Source organism: Neomegalonema sp. (assembly GCF_028688855.1).
In the GTDB taxonomy this organism is placed as follows: Bacteria; Pseudomonadota; Alphaproteobacteria; order Rhodobacterales; family Rhodobacteraceae; genus Neomegalonema.
Window position 1 is genome coordinate 18,788 of record NZ_JAQTXI010000021.1, and the last position, 22,860, is coordinate 41,647.

Below are 22,860 nucleotides of genomic sequence, written 5' to 3' on the forward strand. Positions count from 1 at the left end.
CTCCTGGGCGGCGCGCGCTCTGCGCTTCTGATGAAAGGAAGGGCCCGACCATGCCCCCTCGCTTCCGCCGTCTCCTGCCCGCCGCCCTCGGCCTCGCGCTGCTGGCGGGCGTCTTGTTCCTCTCGCGGCCGCGCCCGCCCGCGCCGGACGATCCCGCTCCGGAGCCGCAGGGAAAAACCGAACAAGCCTCCGAAGCGGCGACTCCGGCCGAGCGTCCCGCGCGGCGCCATCGTCTCGCCGACGCGGGCTGGAGGCTGGTCGAGACCACGCAGCAAGGCGAGGATCGGCGCCTTGACCAGCCTGTCGCCCTGATCGGCGGCGAGGTCGTCGAGGCCCCGGAATGGTATGTTCTGGTCCATGCCGTCTATCCGGTCAGCCGCGAGACGCGGGCGCGCTTTCCGGACCGCGACTTCACGGGCGGCGAGGAGCAGGGCCAATGCGGCGGCAAGCTCTATCGCCTGAACGGCCTCTCCTTCGCGGAGACCGCCGCTCATTGCCTCCTCGCTCGCGACGGCTCGGCGCCCCGGCGCGTCGAGATCTGCGTTCAACCCTTCAGCCGCTCCTCCTGCCGAGCGCGCTATGCGGTCCATAGCTTCGCCGTGGACGCCAGCTATGAGGCCGATTGGGCGGCGGGCCTTCGCGACGACCGGGCCTTGCTTGTCCTGCCTGAGGATCCCGGCGGCGGCGCCCCGCTTCCCCAGACGCCCCGCGCCGAGATGGAGGCCGGGGAGGTCATCCATGTCTTCGCCATGGGGCCGGACGAAACGGGCGCCTTGTCTGAACGGGTGCGGACCTGCGCTCAGGAGGCGGTCGACGTGCGCCGGACCCGCGTCGAGACGCGGGCGACGCCGAATTGCGCGATCCGCCAAGGCGACAGCGGCAGCCCGGCCGGGCGGATGGTCGGGGGCAACTTCGTGCAGACCCTGATCGTCTCCAGCTTCATCGACGAGCGCAATTTCTATGCTCCGATTCGCCCTGACAAGGTGCGGGCGGCGGCGGAGGTTTGGGAGTGAGGAGGCGGGTCCGCAAGTTTGAAATCAAAGAATGACCGCATGCCAGAGGAGGCAATCATGCACCATGTGAAGATCGTACCGCGCCGCCAGCTTCTCATTCCGCCCTCGTGCTATCCCAAGCTTCTGAGCAATCTCCCGCGCAGAGACGGGCTTGGGCTTCTGGGCGCGGCTTTACTGGGGGGCGGCCTCGCCTTGCTGGCTCCGGAGGCGCAGGCCCTCTTCGCGCTTGAGATCGGCGTCAGGAGCGTCATCGGGGTTTGCGCGCTCGGTCTTGGCGTCCGTCTGGCCCTGGCGGCGAGGCGGCGGCGGCGCGAAGAGAATCGCGCGCTTGACGAGATCCTCGCGGAAGCCCGAAGGGTGGGCTTCTATCGCGTCCTTTGACTTCGCCGTGCGGGTCATGATTTGCGGTCGTGAGGACCAAGGATCCGAGAGATGATCTTATTGCTTTTGCCCCGGGCGCTGTGGCCCCAGAAGTAGGCCAGCGCACCTGTGAAGACGAAGCAGAAGATGAAGGCGATCCTGCCGGATCCGTAGGGCGGGCTCGTCAGAGCGTCCAGAAGAAGCCCCACGCCGGTGATCATGACCCCCACGCCGACTTGCTCCCAGAAGCTCCCTGAGTTGCCGCCGTCCCGGATGTCTTCCAATTCTTCGCGGGTCACTCGAAAAACCTCGCTCGTGCGCTGGCGGTGGATGACGCGGTAAAGCGGATCGGCCGAACCTTGGAGGTTCAGCGCGCGCTCCCGCAGAATCTGCAAGCTTTCCGCCTCATGGTCAACGGGATCCGTCATAGCGGCTCCCTCTTCTCGGCCGCGCCTTCCGTCGAAAGATTCGGATTTGGCGGGTCCAAGGCGGAAAGCCCCCCGATCAGCGTCGCGTTCAGAAAGGCGGAGAAGCCGCAATTGCCGCAGACCAAGGCGATCTCGGGATAAATCGGGGACGCGGCGGGCCGGGGTCCGTCGCTGTGATAAACCGGAGCATTGATGAAGTGATCGCCCAAGATCCAATGACGATCGCCGCAGATCGGGCATTTGCCGATCAGGGGCGTTCTCTCCTTCAGCCAGGCCCCGACCCGCTCGCGGTCCTCCGGGGTAAGGTTTCCGCTTAAGTCGCGGGGGTCTTCGTCATAGGGAGAAAGCCAGCGCGATCCTCCCAGGCGCAGAGCTGACGTTTCCTTTTTGAGTTCCCGCAGTTCCCGGCGCGAAGCCCGGACATTGAGGATGGAGATGTACACGGACAGGAGAATGGCAAGCAAAGCCAAGAGAACGGACACAGGGATCCACGCGCCCCCTATGGTTTCGGCGATTTTCGAAAGCGTCTCAGACATGCCGCCCCTCCCTGCATCGTCCAGGCGATGATTCCCCGCAGGGAGCATCAGGCGCCTCCGACGAGAATCCGAGTCCAAATCTTAACCAAATCGCCTTTGGCGCATTGAGGTCGGGTTTTGGAATTTCCGGCGCCTGAAACGGGTCTTTTAAGGCTGTTAAAACGCGCTTTAAACTTCAGCCTGATCGACCATGGAATCGCCAGACGAACGGGCTGGAGGAAATCCGGAGGCGTTTTTGAGCGATTTGCGAACTCGGAAGCGGCGCATCTAAACTCGGAAGGTCGAAATCTAAATCCGCAGATTTGCGCGCCGGGAGCGGATTTAGGTGAGTTTTGACGCGATGTAGCGTCGGATTTTGCCAGAAAATCGGCTCAAAAAAGCGGATTTAGGTGAAAATGTTCCGTTGTAGCGTCGTTTTTGACGTTTCTTCCTGTCGCGCTACAAGCACCCCTCCAAAAAGTAAAGACAACGTGTGATTATTGATTACCTCGCTGTGACGCGACAGCAAGAATCGTCGAACTCGGAAGCGACGCATCTAAACCCGGAAGGCCGAAATCCAAATCCGCAGATTTGCGCGCCGGGAGCGGATTTAGGTGAGTTTTGACGCGATGTAGCGTCGGATTTTTCCGGAGAATCGGCTCAGAAAACCGGATTTAGGTGAAAATGTTCCAGTGTAGCGTCGGATTTGACGATTCTTCCTGTCGCGCTACACACATCTCCGGGTGAAGTTCGATGTGACGCGACAGCAAGAATCGTCGAACTCGGAAGCGGCGCATCTAAACCCGGAAGGCCGAAATCCAAATCCGCGGATTTGCGCGCCGGGAGCGGATTTAGGTGAAATTTGACGCGATGGTGCGTCGGATTTCGACCTCTGCGATCTCGCGCGACGATAACCATGGAGATCTGGTGGAAGGGACAGGATTCGAACCTGTGTAGGGATAACCCGACGGATTTACAGTCCGTTGCTTTTGACCGCTCAGCCACCCTTCCGGCGCTCGCTTCCGAACCTCGCTTTCGCAAGGCTCTCGGCTGCGTGCGGCGTTCTTAAGAGAAGCCCCGCAGGCTGTCAACACCAAACCGGAGCCTCATCGGACTCATCCCAGATTCTCGTCCGGGGCGGGCGCAGCCTCCTCCGTCCGCTCCGATCTCGCCAGATGCGCCGCAGCCTCCACGCTCGGCGCGTAGCTCGCCACGGTCGACGACAGCCCACCCCGCATCAGGGCTCGCTGCGTCGCCGCCGAAGCGCCCGCCACAAGCACCCGCTTGCCCCGTCGATGCGCCTTCAGAGCCGCCTCGACCAGCGTATGCGCCGCGCTCGAATCCACCTCGCGCAGAGCCGAAACGTCATAGATCACCGCCCGACGTGGATCGCCCACCCGATCCAGAACCGTCCCCACGCTCTGCGCCGAGCCGAAGAAGAAGGCTCCCGTGATCCGGTGCACCACAAGATCCGGATGACTCCGCGCCGCAGCGTCATAGCCCGCAGCCTCCTCCAGAGGCCGCGACTCCACCTGCGCCGAATCCGCCATCCGGTTCAGGAAGAGCAGCGCGCTCAGCGAGAAGCCCACAAGGATCCCCCAGGTCAGATCGAAGACGACCGTCGTGAAGAAGGTCGTCAGAAGCACCGTCGCATCCGCCCCCGAACTGCGCGCCAGAGCCGCGAATTCATGCTTCTCGGCCATGTTCCAGGCCACCACCGCCAGCACGCCCCCCAGAGCCGCCAGAGGCGCATGCGCCAGCCAGGAAGCCGCCAGAACCAGCATCGCCAGCAGAAAGGCCGCATGGAGCATCCCGGAGACCGGAGTCCGCGCGCCCGAACGCACGTTGGCCGCCGTGCGGGCGATGGTCCCCGTGACGGGCATCGCCCCGAAGATCGCCGCCGCCATGTTGGCCGCGCCCTGCGCCGCAAGCTCCATGTTCGAGCGGTGGCGACGCCCCGTCATGGCGTCGGCCACCGTCGCCGAGAGCAGCGACTCGATGGCTCCCAGCAGCGTGAAGGTCAGAGCCTCGGGCAACACGTCCCGCATGGCCGCGAAGGAGATCTCCGGCAGACGCGGCGCAGGCAGACCGCCGGACAATTCGCCGAAACGGCTCCCGATGGTCGCGACCTCGAAGGGCGAGACCTGCGCCAGAAGCGTCGCGCCCACCACCCCGATCAGGAAGGCGGGCCAGCCCGGACGCCACCGCCGCACCGCAAGGATCATCCCGATGGTCGCCGCCGAGATCATCACCGCGCCGAAGCTCACCGTGGGGAGGGCCTCGTACAAGACGCCGAGCTTGGGCAGGAAATGGGCGGGCTCGGGGCCTTCGAGCGTCAGGCCGAGCAGCTCCTTGATCTGGGTGGCGAAGATCACCACCGCGATCCCCGCCGTGAAGCCCACCGTCACCGGATAGGGCACGAACTTCACATAGGAGCCCCAGCGCAAGGCCCCCATGATCGCCAGAAACACCCCCGCCATGCCCGTGGCCAGCAGAAGCCCGTCCACGCCATGCTCCGCGACGCAGGTCGCCACCAGAGGAATGAAGGCGCCCGCCGGACCGCCGATCTGATAGCGGCTGCCGCCCAGCGCCGAGATCAGGAACCCCCCGACCACCGCGGCGTAAAGCCCGTTCTCCGGCGGCAGGCCCGAGGCGATGGCCAGCGCCATCGACAGGGGCAGGGCCACGATGGCCACCGTCAGCCCGGAAAGGGCGTCGGCGCGCAGATCGCCGGATCCGTAGCCTTCGCGCAGGGAGGTGACGAGTTGCGGAGTGAACTCCGCGCGCGGATGCGCGCGGGCGGGCGCTGAAGCGCCTGAAGAGCCGTGCATGGCGGAGATCCGAAATCTGAAACGCGCGATGAGCGCCGCGCGGCCTCAGCTAACGCCCGCGCCGGAGGAAATGCAAGGCGTCCGCCCCTTGCGAGGGAGGATTCTCTGACGCCAAGGGGGCGGAATCCTGAGAGAATCGGCGACGTCTACGGATCATCCGCCGGAACGGGCTCCCCGATTCGCGCCTTGATCCCGAATCAGGCCGCCTCCCGCGCGAATCGATTCGCTCAGGCCAGGCCCGCGCAGACCGGGCAATCGGGGCGTCTGGAGAGGCCCACCACCCGCATCCGCGCGTCGAGTCCGTCGTAGAGCAGCATCCGCCCGTCGAGAGGCTCGCCCGCGCCGGAGAGCAGCTTCAGGGCCTCCACCGCCATCAGCGAGCCCATGACGCCCGGCAAAGGCCCGAGGACGCCCCCCGTCGCGCAATCGGGCGCCAGACCCGGCGCCGTCGGAGTCGGAAAGACGCAGGCCAGGCATGGCCCCCCCAGCCATGGCCGATAGACCGAAATCTGACCCGACCAACGCTCCATCGCCGCCGAGATCAGAGGAATCCGCATATGCGCGGCGGTCCGGTTCGCTAAAGCGCGGGTCTCGAAATTATCGGTTCCGTCGCAGACGAGGCCGTAGCCGCTGAAGATCGCTGCGGCGTTCTCCTCGGTCAGGCGCTCGGGGTGCAAGGCGACCTCGACGCCCGGATTCAGCGCCGAGAGCTTTTCCGCGGCGCTCTCCAGCTTGGAGCGCCCGACGTCGGCGGTGGAATGCAGGATCTGGCGTTGCAGATTGCTCAGCTCCACATGGTCGTCGTCGCAGAGCCCGATGCGCCCCACGCCCGCCGCCGCCAGATAATAGGCCAGCGGAGAGCCGAGGCCCCCCGCGCCCAGGATCAGCACCTTCGCCGCCCGGATGCGCCCGACGCCCGGTCCGCCGAGATCCGGCAAGACCAGATGACGCGCATGGCGCTCCAGATCGGCTTCGGTCCAGTCCATGCGGGATCAGCCGATCCCCTCGAAGAGCGCCGTCGAGAGATAGCGTTCGGCGAAGCTCGGGATGATCACCACCACGCGCTTTCCGGCGTATTCGGGCCGCGAAGCCACCTGAGCCGCCGCCCAGAGCGCGCCGCCCGCCGAGATGCCCACCGGAACGCCCTCCAGACGCGCCACGAGCCGCGCGTTTTCAAAGGCGGCGTCGTTGGTGACCTGGATCACCTCGTCCACCACGGAGGGGTCGTAATTCGCCGGCTGGAAGCCCGCGCCGATGCCCTGGATCTTGTGCGAGCCGGGTTGTCCGCCCGACAGCACCGGGCTGTCGGCGGGCTCGACGGCGATGACCTTCGCCGGATGGTTGATCGCCTTCAGCGCACGCCCCACGCCCGCGATGGTGCCCGCCGTGCCCACGCCCGAGACGAAGGCCGCGAAATCGCCGCCGGTGTCCGCGAGGATCTCCTCGGCGGTGGTGGCCTGATGGATCGCCGGATTGGCCGGATTCTCGAACTGCTGCGGGATCACGGCGCCGGGGATCTCCTTCTCCAGCTCCTGAGCCCGCGCGATGGCGCCGCGCATGCCCGCGCTGGCGGGCGTCAGCTCCAGCCGCGCCCCGAGCAGCGCCAGCATCTTGCGGCGCTCCAGGGACATGCTCTCGGGCATGGTCAGGATGAGCTGATAGCCCCGCGCCGCCGCCACGAAGGCGAGGGCGATGCCGGTGTTGCCCGAAGTCGGCTCGATGATCGTGCCGCCCGGCTTGAGCTTGCCCGAGGCCTCCAGAGCGTCGATCAGCGCCACGCCGATGCGGTCCTTGACGCTGGCCAGAGGATTGAAGAACTCCAGCTTGGCGAGGATCTCGCCCTTGGCGCCCTTGGCCTCGGCGAAGCGCGCGAGACGCACCAGAGGCGTGGCGCCGATGGTCTGGGTGATGTCGTCGTAGATCCGTCCCCGACTGGTGACGCCGCTCATGATGTTCCTCCGCGAAGGGTGCGTTTCTGGCGTTCTAGCAGAGCGCCGCGTCCGGCGCCCCCGAGGATTCGCGATATGCTTATGCGGCGGGCACCGGAGCCGGAGCGATCCGCCGCAGGGCCTCCAGAGCCGCGAAGGCCGCGCCGGAATCGAGGCTCTTCGCCCCGAGCGCCGCGCCCTCGCGCAGATCCTGCGCCTTCCCGGCCACCAGAAGCCCCGCCGCCGCATTGAGCAGGGCCGCGTCGCGATAGGGATTGCGCGCGCCCTTGAGCACGGCCTCCAGAGCGGCGGCGTTCTCGGCGGGAGAGCCGCCCCGGATCGACAGGAAGCTGTGCGATTCAAGCCCGGCCTCGGCGGGCGAGACCGTGAAGCGGCGGATCTCGCCGTCCTCCTCCAGAGCCACGACCTCGGTGTCGGCGGAGATGGAGATCTCGTCCGTGCCGTCGCCGCCATGGACCAGCCAGGCGCGCTCGGAGCCGAAGCTCCGCAGGGTCTCGGCCATGGCGAGCAGCAGATGCGGCGAGAAGCTGCCGCTCAGCTGACGCTTCACCCCCGCCGGATTGGTCAGCGGCCCAAGGATGTTGAAGATCGTGCGCACGCCGATCTCGCGGCGCGCGGGCATGACGTGGCGCATGGCGCTGTGATGGTTGGGCGCCATCATGAAGCCGATCCGCGCCTCGCGCAAAGCCCGCTCGATGGTCGCGGGGCTGGCGTTGAGGTCGATGCCCAGCAGGCTGAGGGCGTCGGCGGCGCCCGAAAGCGAGGAGACCGCCCGGTTGCCGTGCTTGGCCACCGGAACCCCGGCGCCCGCCGCGATGAAGGCCGCCGCCGTCGAGATGTTGAGCGTCTTGCGTCCGTCTCCGCCGGTGCCCACGATGTCGATGGCGCCTTCCGGAGCCTGGACGCGCAGCATGCGTTCGCGCATGGACTGGGCGGCGGCGGCGATCTCGTCGAAGGACTCGCTGCGCATGCGCAGGGCCATCAGGAAGGCCCCGACCTGAGAGGGCGTCGCGCCGCCCGACATGAGGATGCCGAAAGCCCGCAGGGCGTCGGCGTGGGGAAGCTCGCCCTCGACGGCCTTGGCGATCAGGGCGCGGAATTCCGCGACGCTCTCGGGAGAAGGAGTCTCGGCGCTCATCAGGCTTCGGCCATGCGCAGGAAGTTCATCAGGATCTCCTTGCCGTGCTCGGAGGCGATGCTTTCCGGATGGAACTGCACGCCATGCACGTTGTGGGTCTTGTGCGAGACGGCCATGACGATTCCGTCGGCGGTCTCGGCGGTGACGTCGAGCTCTTCGGGCAGGCTCGCGCGATCGACGATCAGGCTGTGATAGCGCGTCGCGAGGAAATCCTGAGGCAGGCCCGCGAAGAGCCCCTCGCCCTTGTGCCGGATCGGGCTGACCTTGCCGTGCATGGGCGCGGGGGCGCGCACGATCCTGCCGCCGTAGACCTGTCCGATGGCCTCATGCCCGAGGCAGACCCCGAGGATCGGCACGTGAGGCGCGGCGGCCTTGACCAGATCGAGGCAGATGCCCGCGTCGTCGGGATCGCAGGGGCCGGGGGAGATCACGATGGCCCTGGGCCCGAGCGCCAGGGCTTCGTTGACGCTCAGGGCGTCGTTGCGCCGGACGTCGGTTTCGGCCCCCAGTTCGCCAAGATAGTGAACCAGATTGTAAGTAAAGCTGTCGTAATTGTCGATCAGCAGGATCATGGCGGGCGTCCCGAAGGCGAGAGGCGCGCAGCGGCGCGCGCGGCCCAACATGGCCAGGGCGGGGGCTCGGCGTCAAGCGCGGCGGCGGATCTCCTCCGGCCCGCGCGGGCGCGCAGACGAAGAAACGAGGGCGCGATGACGGTCGACGAGCTTCATGGCGAGGCCTCCCGAAAGGTCCGCGCGCGCGCCTCCGGCCAGCCTTCCGGCCAGGCGGTCCAGCCCCGGAACAAGGCGGTTCCGCCGCAGAAACGGCGTCGGCGCGGCCGCTCGCCCGCTCCTGCGCTGCTCGGCGCCCTGCTGATCAGTCTCGGGCTGGGCGCTGGGGCGCTGGGGGCTCTGGTCTTCGACGGAGGCCCGCCCGAGCCCCTCCGCGCCCCGGCGAGGCCCGCGGCGCCGGTCGCGGTCCCCCTCGAAACGCCGCTGCGCCCCGCTCCGCCCGTCTCGCCGGACGCGCTCTGGATCCGCAACGCCGTGCCCTTCGGCCCCGATCCGCGCCCGAGTCTGGCGGTGATCCTGGTGGATCAGGGGCGCGATCCCTCGCTCTCGGCGGCGGCCATGCGCCTGACGGGGCCGCTCAACATCGCGGTGGGGGCGCATCTGGAGAATCTCGACCTGCGCCTGTCCGGCGTGCGGCGCGGCGGACACGAGGGTCTGGTGGCGCTGCCCTTCGACCGCGATCCTCCGGGCGTTCTGGCGGGCGGGGCGCTGATGTCCAATCTGCCGCTCGACGAGAATCTGCGGCGTCTGCGGACGCGGCTCGGCCAGGCGCCTTCGGCGGTGGGCGTCCTCGGAGTGGGCGGCGAGCAGGCCACGCGCGATCTGCGGCTGATGGAGGCGGCGATGTCCGAGATCCGCAAGGCGGGGGCTCTGTTCATCGATTCCCGCGCGCATCCGGAGAGTCTGGCGGGAGCTGCGGCGCGTCGGATGGGGGCTCCGGCGGGCGACGTGGCCTTGCGCTTCGACGAGGGCTCGGGCGTCGAGTCCATGGTCGGGCGGCTGGAGGAGGCGGAGGGGAGGGCCACGGTCTGGGGGACGGCCATCGCCATGGCGGAGCTGACGCCCCAGAGTCTGGAGGCCTTGCGGCTCTGGCTTGCGGAGCGGGGAGCTGCGGGTTCGGCGCCTGTGGCTCTGGCTCCGGCGAGCGCGGTGATCAAGCGGCTGCGCAGCGCGGCGCCGGATCCCGCTCACGAGCCTTGAGATTCCGGGGCGCCCTCCCTCTTGCGCCTGAGGCCTGAAGCGGCTACCACCTGAGGCGTCCGGCGCGGCCTCGAGTCCGCAGCCGGGCGCGGGGCCCCGTAGCTCAAAGGATAGAGCGATCCCCTCCTAAGGGATAGGCTACAGGTTCGAGTCCTGTCGGGGTCACCAGAATCTTTCAGGTCCTTTTCAAATCGACGACCCCGCGCCCTCGCCTTGAGGTCAGGACTTCGCCTCCTCTCCGGCGAGCTTCTCCAGAACCTCCAGAAAGGTCTCGATCTCCTGCGCCCCGGACAAGGCGTATTTCTGCTCGAAGACGAAGAAAGGCACGCCGCTGATCCCATACCGGGTCGCCAGCGCCTTGTCGGCCTCCACAGCCGCGGCGCAGGTCGAGGCCTCCAGCGCCGCCCGGGCCTCCTCCGGATTCAGCCCGACCTCAGCCGCGATCCCGACCAGCTCCTCGATGCGTCCGACATGCCCGCCCTCGCTGAAATGACGCCTGAGAAGCGCCTCCTTGACTTCGGCCTGCAGGCCCTTCGCCTTGGCGAAATGCAGCAGTTCATGCGCCTTGTGCGTGTTGACGATGCGGTTGCGGGCGAAGTCGTAGACGATCCCCAGAGGCGCTCCCAGGCTCTCCAGACGCTCATTGGAGGCGGCGAGCTGCTCCGGCGTCCAGCCGTAGCGTGCGGAGAGATAGGCGTCATGATCCCCGGAATGGTCGGGAGGCAGATCCGGCGCGAGCTGGAAGCTGTGATATTCGACCTCGACCTTCGGCGCGCCGGGGTTTTCGGCGAAGCGCGCCAGCGCCGCCTCGAGCCGCCGTTTGCCGAGGTAGCACCAGGGGCAGGCCACATCCGACCAGACGTCGATCTTCATCCGTCTTCTCCTGATCTCGTTTTCGCGCCGCTTCACGCTGTCGCCTTGTCTTTATCCGCTTTCAGCCCGCCCGCGAAGTCCGCTCATCACGCCGTACGGGGAGGCCGGGCGCCTTCTCGCCGACCGCCGGAGCCCGCCGCCGGAGCGGGCGCATGCGAATCGGAAAACGACGCTGTCCGCTTCAGAGGCGACATCTTCAGGGGCGACGTCGCCGCAGAAAAACCCGAAGCCTGGAAAAACGCTCTTGACCGTATGCGGATAAACATAACAACCTGGAACCGATAAAGTTAGCCTTCAGCGAGAATCGAGAATCGGAGACGTGATGAACCTTGTGAAAATCGCATGCGCCGCCTTTCTGGCGAGCCTGCCCGCCGTCGCCGCATCCGCCGAAGGCCTGACGCGGACTCCGTGGCAGATGCAGATGAGCCCGAGCATCAAGGTCGGCGACCGGAAGATCGCGCCGCGCATCACTGCGAGCTCGCCCCGCGAAGTCCAGAAGGCCTTTTTCGAGTCGGTTTTCCTGCCGGGCGATCTGGCCGAAATTCCCGCTGCGGACAAAGGATGGTCTGCGACTCCCAAGGTGGACACCATCGGATTCGGTTCGTTGAAGTCCTCCCGGCTGCCGAACGGGGTTTGCTACACCAACGGCGTCGACTTCACCTATTTCCAGACCTTCGTCGACGTTCCGGAGAATATGGCCGTCAACGAATTTTCGATCCGCTTCACGGGCGCGATGGACGACGTGGCTCTGATCGTCCTCTATCCGGCCGGAAGCGATGCGCCTCAGATCGTCGAGGGCAGCTATGTGCTGCATTCCCGTCCGGGCAGCGCCAATCCCGGCACCACCGCGGACCTCGCCAGCCTGGTCCGGCCCGGCCGCAACCGCGTGGTGATCCTGCAGGCCGACCTTTGCCCCACGGGCAATATCCTGGAATCGGCCGAGGTCAGCCTGAACGGAGCCACGATCGAGACTCAGCCGGTCGCCGCGATCCCCAGCCTGGCTTCGCTGCAATCCTGCTCCGTCGGCGGCGCCGCCTGCACGAACGATCTCACGAGGGGCTATTTCATGTCCGAGAGGGCGGGCGCTCGCGGCGCCATCCTTCTCCATGAAGGAAGCGGCGACCGGCCGGTGCTGCATGTCGAACACCTCCAGCTGCCGGATGGGAAATCCGCCGTCGCCTTCCGCAATGATCAGGGCCGTTATCTGCGGGTGGACGCCAGCAGAAACCATGAGGCGAATTTCACCGCCGAGTCGTCGGACGCGCCGGAGACCCGGTTCGCCATCGCCGCCGCCCTCGACAGCCCGGACCGGGATTTCGCCTCCTTCACTTCGGTCGCCTTCCCGGACCGGTATCTGCGGCATCAGGGGTATATCCTCTTCGCCCATCCGACGAACAACACCCCTCTCTTCAATCGCGACGCCAGCTGGCGCATCGTCGACGCGCGCTGAAGAACATCGCCTGAAACCGGCTCCCGGTTTCGGGCGAGGGCTGACGGAGGCCCTCTTCCGCAGCCCTGAGCGCGCGTTTTGCGCTCAGGGCTGCCCAGTCTGGTATCCGTGGAAGTCGCAATAGGGCTACGCCAATGGCGCCAAGTCCAAGCGTCTGGATACGGCCGCAGAGAGCCTGAGGGTTCATGTCCCCAGGACGGCGGAACCATGAGGGCGAGCCCTTTCATCCTCAATCTCTGGAGCGGGGGGGCGTCCACCAAGGGATCAAGCGCAAGGCCCTCAAGATCAGGATCTTCCAAAGCTCGGAGGTCGTCCAGACGCTCGCCGGAGCCATCCTTGTCGAGATCGACGACATGTGGAGAACCCAAACCAAGTGTTTCCTCATCTGGGGAGGCGACACGTGAATCAGACCAGATTTCCAGATCTCATGTTGTAAAATCTGTCGCCCGCGCCTGAGCCGCTTCAGAAGGCGACTCCGGCGAGCTTCTCCGAAACCTCCCAGAGCCGGGCCGCAGCCTTGGCGTCCTGCGCCTGCGGAGGGATCGTCGCCTCGGCGGGAAAGCCTCGCGTCTCGCGCAGCCGGTCCGGCCCGTAATAGGCGCCGGGCTTCGCCCCGGGCGAGGTCGCGGCGTAGAGCGTCGGCAAGGCGCCCTGCGCGGCGGGCTGGAACATGAACCACGCCAGACTGCGCCCCAGAGCCAGCAGACTCCGGCGTCCGGGCGCGTTGTGCAGCAGATCGGTGCGCGAGACTCCGGGATGCGCGGCCAGGCTGACCACGCCCCAATCCTGCGCCAGGCTGCGGCGATGCAGTTCGAGCGCGAACATCACGCAGGCGAGCTTCGACTGACTGTAGACCTTCATCGGCTCATAGCTTCTTTCGGCGTTCAGGTCGTCGAAGTCGAGGGCGCCGTTGCGCGCCGCGATGCTCCCCAGAGACACCACGCGCGGATGATCCCCCTTCCGCAGCAGAGGCATGAGCCCCGCCGTCAGGGCGAAATGGCCGAGGTGGTTGGTCCCGAACTGCAGTTCGAAGCCGTCGGCGGTCGTCTGGCGTTGCGGCGGGACCATCACGCCGGCGTTGTTGATCAGAAGGTCCAGGCCCTCGCGCTGATCCTTCAGCCGCGCGCAGAAGGCCGCCACCGAGGCGAGGCTGGCCAGATCCAGAAGCTCGAAGCTGACCCGCGCTCCGGGGACCTCCGCGCGGATCTTCCGGAGGGCTTCCTCGCCCTTCCGGCGGCTGCGGCCCGCGAGGATCGCTTCGCCGCCCGCCCTCGCCAGAGCCAGGGCGTCTTCATAGCCGAGGCCCCCTGTCCCGGTGATCACGGCCGAACGGCCTTTCTGCGAGGGAATGTCGGATTCCGTCCACTTGACCATGATGAGGCCTTTCCAATGAATCGCGCTTGGCGTAGCATATATATGCACAAAGTGCAAAATTTCACCAAGGGAAAATTTCATCATGTCCACCGACAGGGAGGCTCCGCCGAAGGAAGGGCTGCGCGAGCGCAAGCGGCGCGAGACGGCGCGACGCATCGTCGAGGCGGGCATGCGCCTGTTCATCGACCGGGGTTACGAAGCCGCGACCATCGAGGAGATCGCGGCGGCGGCGGACATCTCGCGCCGCACCTTCTTCCATTATTTCAGATCCAAGGACGAAATCCTGCTCTCCATGCAGGGCGGCATGGGCGAGGAGCTCGCCGCCGCCCTGCGCGAGGAGCTTCAGGACAAACGCCCGCTTCAGGCCATGCGCGCCGCCGCCCTGAGGATCTGCGGAGGATATCCCGCCGCAGACATGATCGTGGTGGACCGCCTGATGCGCGCCAATGCGGCCGTTCAGGCCCGCAAGCAGGCCAGCTACATCCAGCAGGAGCAGGCCCTCTTCGAGATCATGCGCGAAAGATGGCCGCAGCCGGAGCATGAAGTCTCCCTGCGGTTGGCCGCGATGGCCTCGGTGGGCGCGCTGCGGCTCGCCTTCGACGCCCTGAGCCGCGAAGGCGGCGCCCGCCCGGTCGCCCTCCTGCTGAACGAGGTCTTCGACGCTCTGGAGGCCGGGATCTGACCCCCCCCCTGGAGCCTTGTCCAGCGCAGCCGGAAGGGCTTCGCGTCGTGAAGATGCGACCGGAAAAAAACCCGGAGCCTTCGAAGGATCCTGAAGGTTCGAAGGCGCTCCGGCGCCGTCAGGAGGAGGCCTTCCGCTCCGCCGCGAGGCCGATGAAGCTCCCGCCGAGGATCAGCCCCGCTCCGAGCAGCGTCCTCCAGGAGGCCGGTTCGCTCAGCAGGAGCCAGGCGAAGACGAAGCCGAACAGCGGCTCCGTGCCCATCAGGAAGCTCACGCGCGTGGGGCTGGTCCGGCGGATGGCCGCGTTCTGCACGTAGAAGGCGCCGATGGTGCAGAACAACGACAGAAAGGCCACGGCGCTCCAGAATTCGAGCCCCGCCCGGACGAACAATCCCTCGGGCCCCCGCGCCCCCAGCGCCACGGCCAGAGTCAGGACGCAGACCGTCAGGGCCTGAACCGCCGTCAGGGCCGCCGAGGACAAGGCGCGGCCGCTCATCAGGCGCTTGGTCGAGACTCCCATGACCGCCCGCAGGACCGCCGCGCCCAGGATCAGCAGATCGCCCGAGCCGAAGGCCGTCGCGCCGCCCGTCAGCGCGCCCACCCCGAGAATCGCCAGAACCGCCCCGAAGATCACGCCGGAAGGCGGCGCGCGCCTCTTCAGACCGAACTCCAGAAAGGGCGTGAAGATCGTGCAGAGCGAGATGATCAGGGCCGCGTTCGTCGCCGTGGTGGAGGCCACCCCCCAGGTCTCGGCGAGGAAGATCAGGAACAGGAGCCCTCCCAGCGCGGCCCCCGCCAGCAGATCCCCCCGCGAGGCCCGCGCCAGCTCGCGCCGGGTCAGCGCCGACATGACCGCCGCCGTGATCAGGAAACGATAGAGCACCAGCAGCAGGACCGGAGCGTAGGCCAGCGCCCCCTTGGCCGCCGGATAGCTCGCGCCCCAGACCACCGCCACTCCCAGAACCGCCAGATCCGCCCGCAGCGACGGCCGCAGCCGCCGCGCCTCCTCCAGAACCGTCATGATCTTCCTCCGCCTCCGCGATCGCGTCGCGCCCTGTGGGTAGGCGCGGCGCGGGAGGCGGGATAGAACGAAAGCGCGGTCCGGAGCCCTTCCCGGCGAAGCCGACCAGACTTCGCGTCGTGAAGGCGCGACCAGAGGAGGGGTCTGGGCCTTTGAACGCCTGCAAGCTCGGGCGACTTCCGGCGTCCTTCAGCTGCGGGCGTAGGCGCCGGGCGTCACGCCGACGATGGCGGTGAAATGGCGCGTCATGTGGCTCTGGTCGGCGAAGCCGGTTTCGGCGGCGGCCCGAGCCGCCGACATCCCCGCCCGCAGGAGTCCCTGCGTCTTGCGGATCTTCTGCTGAAGATGCCAGGCGTGCGGCGGCAGGCCTGTCCTGCGCTGGAAGGCCGCGATGGTCTGGCGGCGGCGCAGGCCGGAGACGGCGCACAGCTCCTCCAGCGCGACGTCTTCGTCCACGCGGCTGCGCAGATACTCCACCGCGTCGTCGATGCGGCCCTCGGGAGAGGGCGTCGCGCGGCTGCGCAGGCCCGGCGCCAGCTCGCGCAGGACCGCCCGCATCAGGGCGTCCAGCGCGACGTCGCGCGCCAGAGCCTCCGGCGCGGCGTGCAGCGTCTCGTGCAGGGCGGCGAACCGGCGCGCCAGGTCGGGGCGGGCGTGGAAGGCGGCGCCGAAATCCGGAGAGGGCGGGGAATCCCGGTCGCCGAGATCGGCGAGGATCTCCCGCATGGCCGCCTCGGGGATGTAGATCATCCGCTGACTCCAGCCCCGGGCGTCGCCTGCGCCGCCGTGATGGACGTCGCCGGGCCGCATGACGACGACGGAGCCTCCGGGGACGAGATGCCCCTCGCCGCCATGCCAGACGGCGTGGACGCCGCTTTCGATCACCCCGAGAATATATTCGTCATGGGCGTGGGGCTTGAAGCGTCGCCGCAGATAGCGGGCGCAGAGCGTCTCGATCCCGCGGAGCCCCGGCGGACGCCTGATCGTCGCGTGATCCATGGCCGGATCCCCCTCTTCCTGCGCCTCGCCTCAGGGGCGCGGCTCCGGAGGCTGCGGCTGGGGTTCGTTCAGGGCGCGCTCCTCCGCCGAGAGCGACCAGACCGAAACGAACAGCGCGGCGATCAGCGGCCCGATGACGAAGCCGTTCATGCCGATCAGCGCCAGGCCGCCCAGCGTCGAGACCAGCACCATGTAGTCCGAGAGGCGCGTCCCCTTGCCGACCAGCGTGGGGCGCAGCAGATTGTCCACGATGCTGATGAAGCCGCCGATGGCCAGCAGGATCCCCGCCTTCAGCCAGGCGCCCGAGATCATCAGATAGATCACGGCCGGCGCCCAGACCAGAAAGGCCCCCACGGCGGGCAGCAGCGACAGCAGCGTCATCACCACGCCCCAGAGCAAGGCCCCCTCGATTCCCACAGCCCAGAAGGCGAGGCCGCCGATGGAGCCCTGGACGATGGCGATCACCGCATTGCCCTTGACCGTCGCGCGCACGACGTCCGAGAATTTCCTGAGCACATGATCCGTATGGCGCCGCGAGAGCGGGCTGGCCTCGCGGATCCGCCGCACGACGCCTTCGCCGTCGCGGAACAGGAAGAACAGCACATAGACCATCACCGCCAGGCTGATCACGAATTGCGCCGTGTTCTGGCCGATGACCACCATCCGGCTGGCGATCGCCTGAGCCGCCTGGCCGAGAAAGGAGGTGAAGCGCGCCTGAAGCTCGTCGAAGCCCTGCAGGTCGAGGGCGTCGAACCACTCCAGCACGAAGCCCGGCGCGGCGCCGCGCAGCTGTTCGAGGATCCGGGCGGGGTCGAATTCGCGCGTCGAGATCCGGTCGTAGAGCCCCACCGCCTCCCGCGCCAGCATCGAGAGGATCAGGGAGCCCGGAATCACCACGATGCAGATGCAGGCCAGAAGACTCAGAGCCGCCGCGAGGCTGCGGCGTCCGTTCAGCCCCCGCTCCAGCCGACGGTTCAGCGGATTGAACAGGATCGCCAGGATCACCGCCCAGAGCAGGGCGCCGTAAAAGGGCAGGATCAGCCAGATGAAGGCGATGGTCACGAGGATGAGGAGCCCGATGAAGCTCGCCTTCTGCAATCCGGCCGTCTCCATGGATCTCGCTCCTGACCTGTCCTCCCGGCGCGGGGAGTCTTCGCGGCCTCTTGTATCTCAAGACGGGGAGGCCCCGAAAGACCTCAGACCGCGCGTCCGGCGAGCAGGCCCTCGTAGACGGCCTCCTCGGCGGTGCGGGGGCTCAGGCAATCGCCGATCTGATGCAGCTCGAGCCCCAGAGCCGCGACCTCCGCCGCCAGGGAGTCCTCCGGCAGATGGCCGCTCGACAGCACCAGAGTGTCGATTCCCTCGAATTCCATCGGCTCGCCCGAGGCCGTATGCTGCAGGAAGACCGTGTCGCCATAGGCCCCGATCAGCCGCGCATAGGGCGTGACCTTCACGCCCAGACGATGCAGATCCCCCGCGATGGAGTCCCGGACGTAATAGGGCAGGGTCTCGCCCATGTGCAGCCCGTTCACCGCCAGATCGACGCGGCTGCCCTCGCGCGCCAGAAGCTCCGCGACGCCCGGCCCGATCCAGTCCGCGCGCCAGTCCGCCACCAGAACCCGCCCGCCCGCCCGGACCTCGCGCCGCAGGATCGCCCAGGCGTCGACGATCCGCATCTCGCCGTCGGTCTCCAGAGGCGGAAGATAGGGGAGGGCGCCCGTCGCGAGAATCGCCGCCTCCGGCGCGAAGTCCCGCAGCAGGGCGCCGTTCACACGCGCGTTCCGGCGGATCGTCACGCCCGCCAGCTCGCATTCGCGCGCCAGATTGGTCGCGATCCCGCCGAACTCGGCGCGATGGGGCAGAAGCTGCGCGAGCAGGGCCTGACCTCCGAGCCGCGCCTCCGCCTCGAAGAGCGTGACCTCATGGCCGCGTCCGGCGGCCACGGCGGCGGCCTTGAGTCCGGCCGGTCCGCCGCCCACGACCATGATCCGCCGCGACCGCGCCGCGCGGGAAGGCGGCGCGAAGATCGTCTCGCGCCCGCTCTCGGGATGCTGGATGCAGGAGATCGGCAAGCCGCGATGAAAATGATGGATGCAGGCCTGATTGCACCCGATGCAGGCGCGGATGTCGTCGAAGCGCCCGGCCTCGGCCTTGAGCGGCATTTGCGGATCGCAGATCAGGGCGCGGGTCATGCCGCATCCGTCGGCTTCTCCCCGGGCGACGACCTGTTCGGCCTCCTGAGGCTGGTTGATGCGCCCCACCACGAAGACCGGAACCGCAAGCGCCTGCTTGTAGGCCCTGGCCTCGGGCGCGACATAGGCCGCGCGCAGATTCATCGGCGCGGCGATGTGGATCGCGCCGCCGAGGCTCGCCGAAGTCCCGACCGTGATCGAGAGATAGTCGATGCGGTCTTGCAGCGCTCTGGCCGCCGAGAGGGTTTCGGCGTGGGTCAGTCCGGAATCGTCGCGTTCGTCGGCGGAGATGCGCAGCCCGATGATGAAATCCTCGTCGGTGGCGGCGCGCATGGCGTCGAGGGCTTCGGTCATGAGGCGCAGGCGGTTGTCTTCTCCGCCGCCATAGGCGTCCTGACGCCGGTTCAGGCGCGGATTCAGGAATTGCGCCGGAAGATAGCCGTGAGAAGCCACCAGCTCCACGCCGTCCATGCCCGCCTCGCGCATGCGCCGCGCGGCGGCGGCGTAGCCCGCGACCACCTCGGCGATCATCTGCGGGGGCATCTCGCGGGGCATCCTGCGGAAGCGCTCGTTCGGAGAAGCCGAGGCGGAATAGGCCACGGCCAGCATGCCGTCGGCGCTCTCCATGATCTCGCGGCCCGGATGGAAGAGCTGCGAGACCACCACCGCGCCCTGCGCATGACAGCGCCGCGCCAGCTCCCGATAGCCGGGAATGCAGGCGTCGGTCGTCGCCATGATCAGATGCGAGGTGTAGCGCGCGGTTTCATGGACGCCCGCCACCTGGGTCACGATCAGCCCGACGCCGCCTTTCGCCCGCGCCTCCTGATAGGCGACGTAGGCTTCGTTCACGAGGCCGTTCTCCGGGAGGCAGGTGTCATGTCCCGTCGAGAGGATCCGGTTGCGCATCGTGGCGCCGCGGATCCTCAGGGGCTGGAACAGATGCGGAAAAAGCGAAGCGGACATGGCTGCGGCCTGGCTGTCTGGAGAAGATGGCGGGCGCGTCGGGATTCGGGCTCTGGAGATTCGGGCTCGGGAGGGCGGGGCGGGCGCCTGTTCGGGCGCACCGCCGGTCCGGTCTTCCGCCCTCCCGAGCGGATCAGGAAAACCATGCCAGATGGATTGAAAAAATCAATCGGGATTTTCAATGAGCCCCTCTCCCGGCCCACACCCTCTCCCGACCCGGCGTCTCAGCCGATCAGGGTCGCGTCCTCCGGGGAGAAGCTGGCGAAGACCTGCGCCCCCTCGGGATGCACCCCCGAACGCGCCGCGCCATAGGCCGAGAGCGCGCGCCCCGAAGCCAGCTTCAGCGCATAGAGCGCCCGGTCGCCGGAATAGGTGGAGCCGAGGACCTCGGCGGGGAGATTCACCCGGCCTGCGGCGGGCGCCGTCCCGAGGAGGACGTCCTCGGGGCGGACCATCAGATCCGCCGCGCCCGGAGTCCGGCTTCCGGCGTCGAGGCGCATCTCCATGCCCTCGGCGCGGAAGATCGCGGAGCCTCCGTCCTCGCGCGTCAGCTCGCCGGGGAAGATGTTCGACTTGCCGATGAACTCGGCGACGAAGCGCGCCCCCGGATGCCGATAGAGCGCGAAGGCCGTGTCGAACTGCTCGATGCGGCCATGGTTCATCACCGCGATCCGGTCGGACATGTGCATGGCCTCCTCCTGATCATGGGTGACGTTGATGAAGGTGGTCCCGAGGGTCTGGTGGATCTGGCGCAGCTCCTCCTGGAGATCCACGCGCAGCTTCTTGTCCAGCGCCGACATGGGTTCGTCGAGAAGCAGGACGTCCGGCCTGAAGGCCAGAGCCCGCGCCAGAGCCACGCGCTGCTGCTGCCCGCCGGAGAGCTCCGAGGGCTTGCGGTCGATGAAGCGCGCGAGCTGCACGAGGTCGAGCATCTCCCGGACCCGCGTGGCGACGGCGTCCCGGGGCATGCGCCGCACCTTCAGCGGATAGGCGATGTTCTCGCGGACGGTCATGTGCGGAAACAGCGCGTAGCCCTGGAACACCAGGCCGAAGTTCCGCGCCTCGGGCTTGAGTTCGGTGATGTTCCGCCCGTCGAGCGTGATCTCTCCCCCGGACACCGTCTCGAAGCCGGCGAGGATCTTCAGCAGCGTGGTCTTGCCGGAGCCCGAAGGCCCCAGCAGCGTCACGAATTCGCCCTTGCCGATGGACAGCGAGACGTCGAACAGCGCCTGATGCACGCCGTAGAACTTGTCGATCTTGCGGATTTCAAGCGAAGTCATGGAGATCCTCCCGGAGATCGGCCGTCGTCCGTCATCTTCCCGCCCCGCGCCTCTGGAGCCGGTTCAGAGCCAGAATGAACAGACAGGAGACGATGGACAGCAGAAGCGCCACCACGACGATGGTCGGCTCCAGCCTGTCGCGCAGGCTGGAGAAGAGCGTGATGGGCAGGGTCTGGGTCTGGGGCGTCGAGAGGAACAGCGCCACCACCACCTCGTCGAAGGAGGTGATGAAGGCGAAGAGCGCCCCCGTCGCGAAGCCCGGCATGGCCAGAGGCAGAGTCACCGTATGGAAGCGTCGCCAGCGCGAGGCTCCCATGGAGGCCGCCGCGCGGTCCAGCTCCGGGTCGAGCCCCATCAGCGAGGTCGTCACCGCGAGGAAGACCAGAGGCGCCGCAAGGATCGTATGGGCGAAGACCAGCGAGAGATAGCCGCCTCCCCAGCCAGCCCGCCCGAAGGCGTAGGCCATGGCCACGCCCAGCACCACCGAGGGGATCACCAGCGGCGAGACGAAGAGCGCCGACATGACGATCCGGCCCCATCTCCCCAGCAGCATGACGCCCATGGCCGCGAGTCCGCCGATCAGCAGCGCCGCCAGCGTCGTCCCGAGCGCCACCTTGAAGCTGTTCGCCAGAGAAGACAGCCAGGGCGGCGTGTCGAAGAAGACGCCGAACCACCGGAAGGTGAAGCCCTCCATGGGATAGGTCAGGAAGGAGCTGTCGTTGAAGGCCAGAGGCAGCACGATCAGCAGAGGCGCCGCCAGAAAGAAGAAGGCGAAGGACAGCGAAACCCAGTAGACGACCTTCGACATCAGCCTGTCCCTCCCGAAGCCGCGGAGGATCTGCTCCAGCCGAAGGCGCGGCGCAGCAGCGCTCCCGACACCAGCAGCGCCACCACGCAGACCAGCAGGAAGATCGACAGAACCGCCGCCATGCCCCAGTTCAGGCCCCGGCGCACGAAATCGGCGATGTAATAGGAGAGCATCTGGTCTCCCGGCCCGCCGGTCAGGGCCGGAGTCACATAGAAGCCGAGCGCCAGGATGAAGACCGTGCCGCCTCCCACCGCCACGCCGCGCAGGCTCTGGGGGAAATAGACCCGCAGGAAGCTTTCGACGGGCCCCGCCCCGAGGCTCCGGGAGGCCTGGGTCTGGGCCGCCGGAATGGTCCGCATCACGTTGATCATCGGCAGGATCGCGAAGGGAAGCAGGACATGGGTCATCGCGACCACCGCGCCGAAGCGGTTGAAGATCAGCTGGAGGGGCTCGGGGATCAGGTTCAGCCACATGAGCAGGCCGTTGAGCAGGCCGTTGGTCTGCAGCAGCACCACCCAGGCCGTGGTCCGCACCAGAAGCGAGGTCCAGAAGGAGAGCAGCACCGCCATCAGCACCACCGCCTGAACCCTGCGCGATCCGGTCGCGGCGGCGTAGGCCAGCGGATAGCCGATCAGCAGCGTCAGGGCCGTCACCTGGAGGCCGATCACGAAGGTCCGCAGCAGGATGCGCAGATAGACGTCGTCGCCCGGCGACATCTCGAAGCCGCCCTCCGCCGAGGGCTTGAGTCCGGTGGCCCGCTGGAAATGCCGCCAGGTGATCGGTTCGACGTTGCGGCGCACCACCTCCCAGATGGCGGGCTCGCCCCATCGGGGATCGAAGGCGGTCAGGGCGGAGAGCGTCGGTTCGATCTGCGTCGCCGCGCCGCCGGTGTCGATGATCAGCGAGCGCATGCCCCCCAGCTCCTGATTGAACAGGCGTCCGGCTTCGGCGCGCTCGGTGCGGGCCATGGCCTTGAGATCCGTCAGCAGGGCGGCGGCGGCTGCGTCGTCGGGCGCCTCGGTCTCGCCGAAGCGGGCGGAGAGGGCCGGGAATCTCTGGCTCAGGGCGCCGTTGTCGACGCTCAGCCGCCCGATGGAGGCCAGAGGCGCCAGATAAAGCGCAAGATAGACGAGCACAGGAAGCGCCAGAAGAGTCAGCGCGGCGATCTGCGAGTTCTTCAGCTTCGGCATGCGCGCGACCTCCGGTTCACGGCGA

At 67.6% G+C, this 22,860-nt stretch carries 22 protein-coding genes and 2 tRNA genes; 7 read left to right on the forward strand and 17 right to left on the reverse strand.

Annotated elements, in window-relative coordinates; all coding sequences use genetic code 11:
• Nucleotides 1-50 precede the first annotated feature (50 nt).
• Both PHN62_RS14110 and PHN62_RS14115 read left to right on the forward strand, forming a co-directional pair.
• Nucleotides 51-1,013, forward strand: a complete 963-nt coding sequence (locus PHN62_RS14110; protein ID WP_300151724.1) for a hypothetical protein — start codon at nucleotides 51-53, stop codon at nucleotides 1,011-1,013.
• A gap of 57 nt (nucleotides 1,014-1,070) precedes the next feature.
• Nucleotides 1,071-1,394: a hypothetical protein gene (locus tag PHN62_RS14115; protein ID WP_300151726.1), complete on the forward strand. Its 324-nt coding sequence runs from the start codon at nucleotides 1,071-1,073 to the stop codon at nucleotides 1,392-1,394.
• Nucleotides 1,395-1,408: 14 nt separating this feature from the next.
• Here the strand turns inward: PHN62_RS14115 and PHN62_RS14120 are convergent, their stop codons facing one another.
• From PHN62_RS14120 to PHN62_RS14155, 8 genes are all read right to left on the reverse strand, one after another.
• Nucleotides 1,409-1,801 (reverse strand): hypothetical protein, encoded by a 393-nt coding sequence (locus PHN62_RS14120; RefSeq protein ID WP_300151728.1) that lies wholly within the window; start codon nucleotides 1,799-1,801, stop codon nucleotides 1,409-1,411.
• Entirely contained in the window at nucleotides 1,798-2,337 is a 540-nt protein-coding gene (locus tag PHN62_RS14125; RefSeq protein WP_300151730.1) for a hypothetical protein, read from the reverse strand. The genes PHN62_RS14120 and PHN62_RS14125 overlap by 4 nt, the downstream gene beginning before the upstream one ends.
• A 904-nt stretch (nucleotides 2,338-3,241) precedes the next feature.
• Nucleotides 3,242-3,327 (reverse strand) — tRNA-Tyr (locus PHN62_RS14130).
• A gap of 104 nt (nucleotides 3,328-3,431) precedes the next feature.
• The gene (locus PHN62_RS14135; protein WP_300151732.1) at nucleotides 3,432-5,147 is read right to left on the reverse strand and encodes a SulP family inorganic anion transporter; all 1,716 of its coding nucleotides are present in this window, start codon (nucleotides 5,145-5,147) and stop codon (nucleotides 3,432-3,434) included.
• Nucleotides 5,148-5,374: 227 nt separating this feature from the next.
• Nucleotides 5,375-6,133 carry a HesA/MoeB/ThiF family protein gene (locus PHN62_RS14140; protein ID WP_300151734.1) on the reverse strand — a complete coding sequence of 253 codons (759 nt, stop codon included), beginning with the start codon at nucleotides 6,131-6,133 and terminating at the stop codon, nucleotides 5,375-5,377.
• A gap of 6 nt (nucleotides 6,134-6,139) precedes the next feature.
• Nucleotides 6,140-7,096: a cysteine synthase A gene (cysK, locus tag PHN62_RS14145; protein ID WP_300151736.1), complete on the reverse strand. Its 957-nt coding sequence runs from the start codon at nucleotides 7,094-7,096 to the stop codon at nucleotides 6,140-6,142.
• Between the two features lie 79 nt (nucleotides 7,097-7,175).
• Entirely contained in the window at nucleotides 7,176-8,234 is a 1,059-nt protein-coding gene (trpD, locus tag PHN62_RS14150) for an anthranilate phosphoribosyltransferase (protein ID WP_300151738.1), read from the reverse strand.
• The gene (locus PHN62_RS14155; protein WP_300151803.1) at nucleotides 8,234-8,806 is read right to left on the reverse strand and encodes an aminodeoxychorismate/anthranilate synthase component II; all 573 of its coding nucleotides are present in this window, start codon (nucleotides 8,804-8,806) and stop codon (nucleotides 8,234-8,236) included. Before PHN62_RS14155 ends, trpD begins: the two co-directional genes overlap by 1 nt.
• 135 nt (nucleotides 8,807-8,941) lie before the next feature.
• Between PHN62_RS14155 and PHN62_RS14160 the strand changes: the two genes are divergently transcribed.
• Together PHN62_RS14160 and PHN62_RS14165 are read left to right on the forward strand one after the other, a co-directional pair.
• The gene (locus PHN62_RS14160; RefSeq protein WP_300151740.1) at nucleotides 8,942-10,003 is read left to right on the forward strand and encodes a divergent polysaccharide deacetylase family protein; all 1,062 of its coding nucleotides are present in this window, start codon (nucleotides 8,942-8,944) and stop codon (nucleotides 10,001-10,003) included.
• Nucleotides 10,004-10,095: 92 nt separating this feature from the next.
• A tRNA-Arg gene (locus PHN62_RS14165) sits at nucleotides 10,096-10,171 on the forward strand.
• A gap of 51 nt (nucleotides 10,172-10,222) precedes the next feature.
• On the opposite strand, the gene PHN62_RS14170 is transcribed toward PHN62_RS14165, so the two are convergent.
• Complete coding sequence (locus PHN62_RS14170; RefSeq protein WP_300151742.1) at nucleotides 10,223-10,876, reverse strand: DsbA family oxidoreductase; 654 nt, start codon at nucleotides 10,874-10,876, stop codon at nucleotides 10,223-10,225.
• Nucleotides 10,877-11,198: 322 nt separating this feature from the next.
• Between PHN62_RS14170 and PHN62_RS14175 the strand changes: the two genes are divergently transcribed.
• Entirely contained in the window at nucleotides 11,199-12,326 is a 1,128-nt protein-coding gene (locus tag PHN62_RS14175; protein ID WP_300151744.1) for an AbfB domain-containing protein, read from the forward strand.
• Nucleotides 12,327-12,511: 185 nt separating this feature from the next.
• Nucleotides 12,512-12,730, forward strand: coding sequence for a hypothetical protein (locus tag PHN62_RS14180; RefSeq protein WP_300151746.1), 219 nt, complete (start codon nucleotides 12,512-12,514; stop codon nucleotides 12,728-12,730).
• Nucleotides 12,731-12,788: 58 nt separating this feature from the next.
• Here PHN62_RS14180 and PHN62_RS14185 read toward each other — a convergent pair whose 3' ends face one another.
• Complete coding sequence (locus tag PHN62_RS14185; RefSeq protein ID WP_300151748.1) at nucleotides 12,789-13,700, reverse strand: SDR family oxidoreductase; 912 nt, start codon at nucleotides 13,698-13,700, stop codon at nucleotides 12,789-12,791.
• Nucleotides 13,701-13,782: 82 nt separating this feature from the next.
• Here PHN62_RS14185 and PHN62_RS14190 point away from each other — a divergent pair, with 82 nt between their 5' ends.
• The gene (locus tag PHN62_RS14190; protein WP_300151750.1) at nucleotides 13,783-14,382 is read left to right on the forward strand and encodes a TetR/AcrR family transcriptional regulator; all 600 of its coding nucleotides are present in this window, start codon (nucleotides 13,783-13,785) and stop codon (nucleotides 14,380-14,382) included.
• Between the two features lie 118 nt (nucleotides 14,383-14,500).
• On the opposite strand, the gene PHN62_RS14195 is transcribed toward PHN62_RS14190, so the two are convergent.
• The 7 genes from PHN62_RS14195 to PHN62_RS14225 form a co-directional block, all read right to left on the reverse strand.
• Nucleotides 14,501-15,403 carry a DMT family transporter gene (locus PHN62_RS14195; RefSeq protein ID WP_300151752.1) on the reverse strand — a complete coding sequence of 301 codons (903 nt, stop codon included), beginning with the start codon at nucleotides 15,401-15,403 and terminating at the stop codon, nucleotides 14,501-14,503.
• 189 nt (nucleotides 15,404-15,592) lie between these two features.
• Complete coding sequence (locus PHN62_RS14200) at nucleotides 15,593-16,402, reverse strand: AraC family transcriptional regulator (protein WP_300151754.1); 810 nt, start codon at nucleotides 16,400-16,402, stop codon at nucleotides 15,593-15,595.
• Nucleotides 16,403-16,432: 30 nt separating this feature from the next.
• Nucleotides 16,433-17,515 (reverse strand): AI-2E family transporter, encoded by a 1,083-nt coding sequence (locus PHN62_RS14205; protein WP_300151756.1) that lies wholly within the window; start codon nucleotides 17,513-17,515, stop codon nucleotides 16,433-16,435.
• Nucleotides 17,516-17,598: 83 nt separating this feature from the next.
• Nucleotides 17,599-19,557 carry an FAD-dependent oxidoreductase gene (locus tag PHN62_RS14210; RefSeq protein WP_300151758.1) on the reverse strand — a complete coding sequence of 653 codons (1,959 nt, stop codon included), beginning with the start codon at nucleotides 19,555-19,557 and terminating at the stop codon, nucleotides 17,599-17,601.
• 224 nt (nucleotides 19,558-19,781) lie between these two features.
• Nucleotides 19,782-20,837 carry an ABC transporter ATP-binding protein gene (locus PHN62_RS14215; protein WP_300151760.1) on the reverse strand — a complete coding sequence of 352 codons (1,056 nt, stop codon included), beginning with the start codon at nucleotides 20,835-20,837 and terminating at the stop codon, nucleotides 19,782-19,784.
• 31 nt (nucleotides 20,838-20,868) lie between these two features.
• Complete coding sequence (locus tag PHN62_RS14220; RefSeq protein WP_300151762.1) at nucleotides 20,869-21,645, reverse strand: ABC transporter permease; 777 nt, start codon at nucleotides 21,643-21,645, stop codon at nucleotides 20,869-20,871.
• Nucleotides 21,645-22,835 (reverse strand): ABC transporter permease, encoded by a 1,191-nt coding sequence (locus PHN62_RS14225; protein WP_300151764.1) that lies wholly within the window; start codon nucleotides 22,833-22,835, stop codon nucleotides 21,645-21,647. Before PHN62_RS14225 ends, PHN62_RS14220 begins: the two co-directional genes overlap by 1 nt.
• Nucleotides 22,836-22,860: the final 25 nt, after the last annotated feature.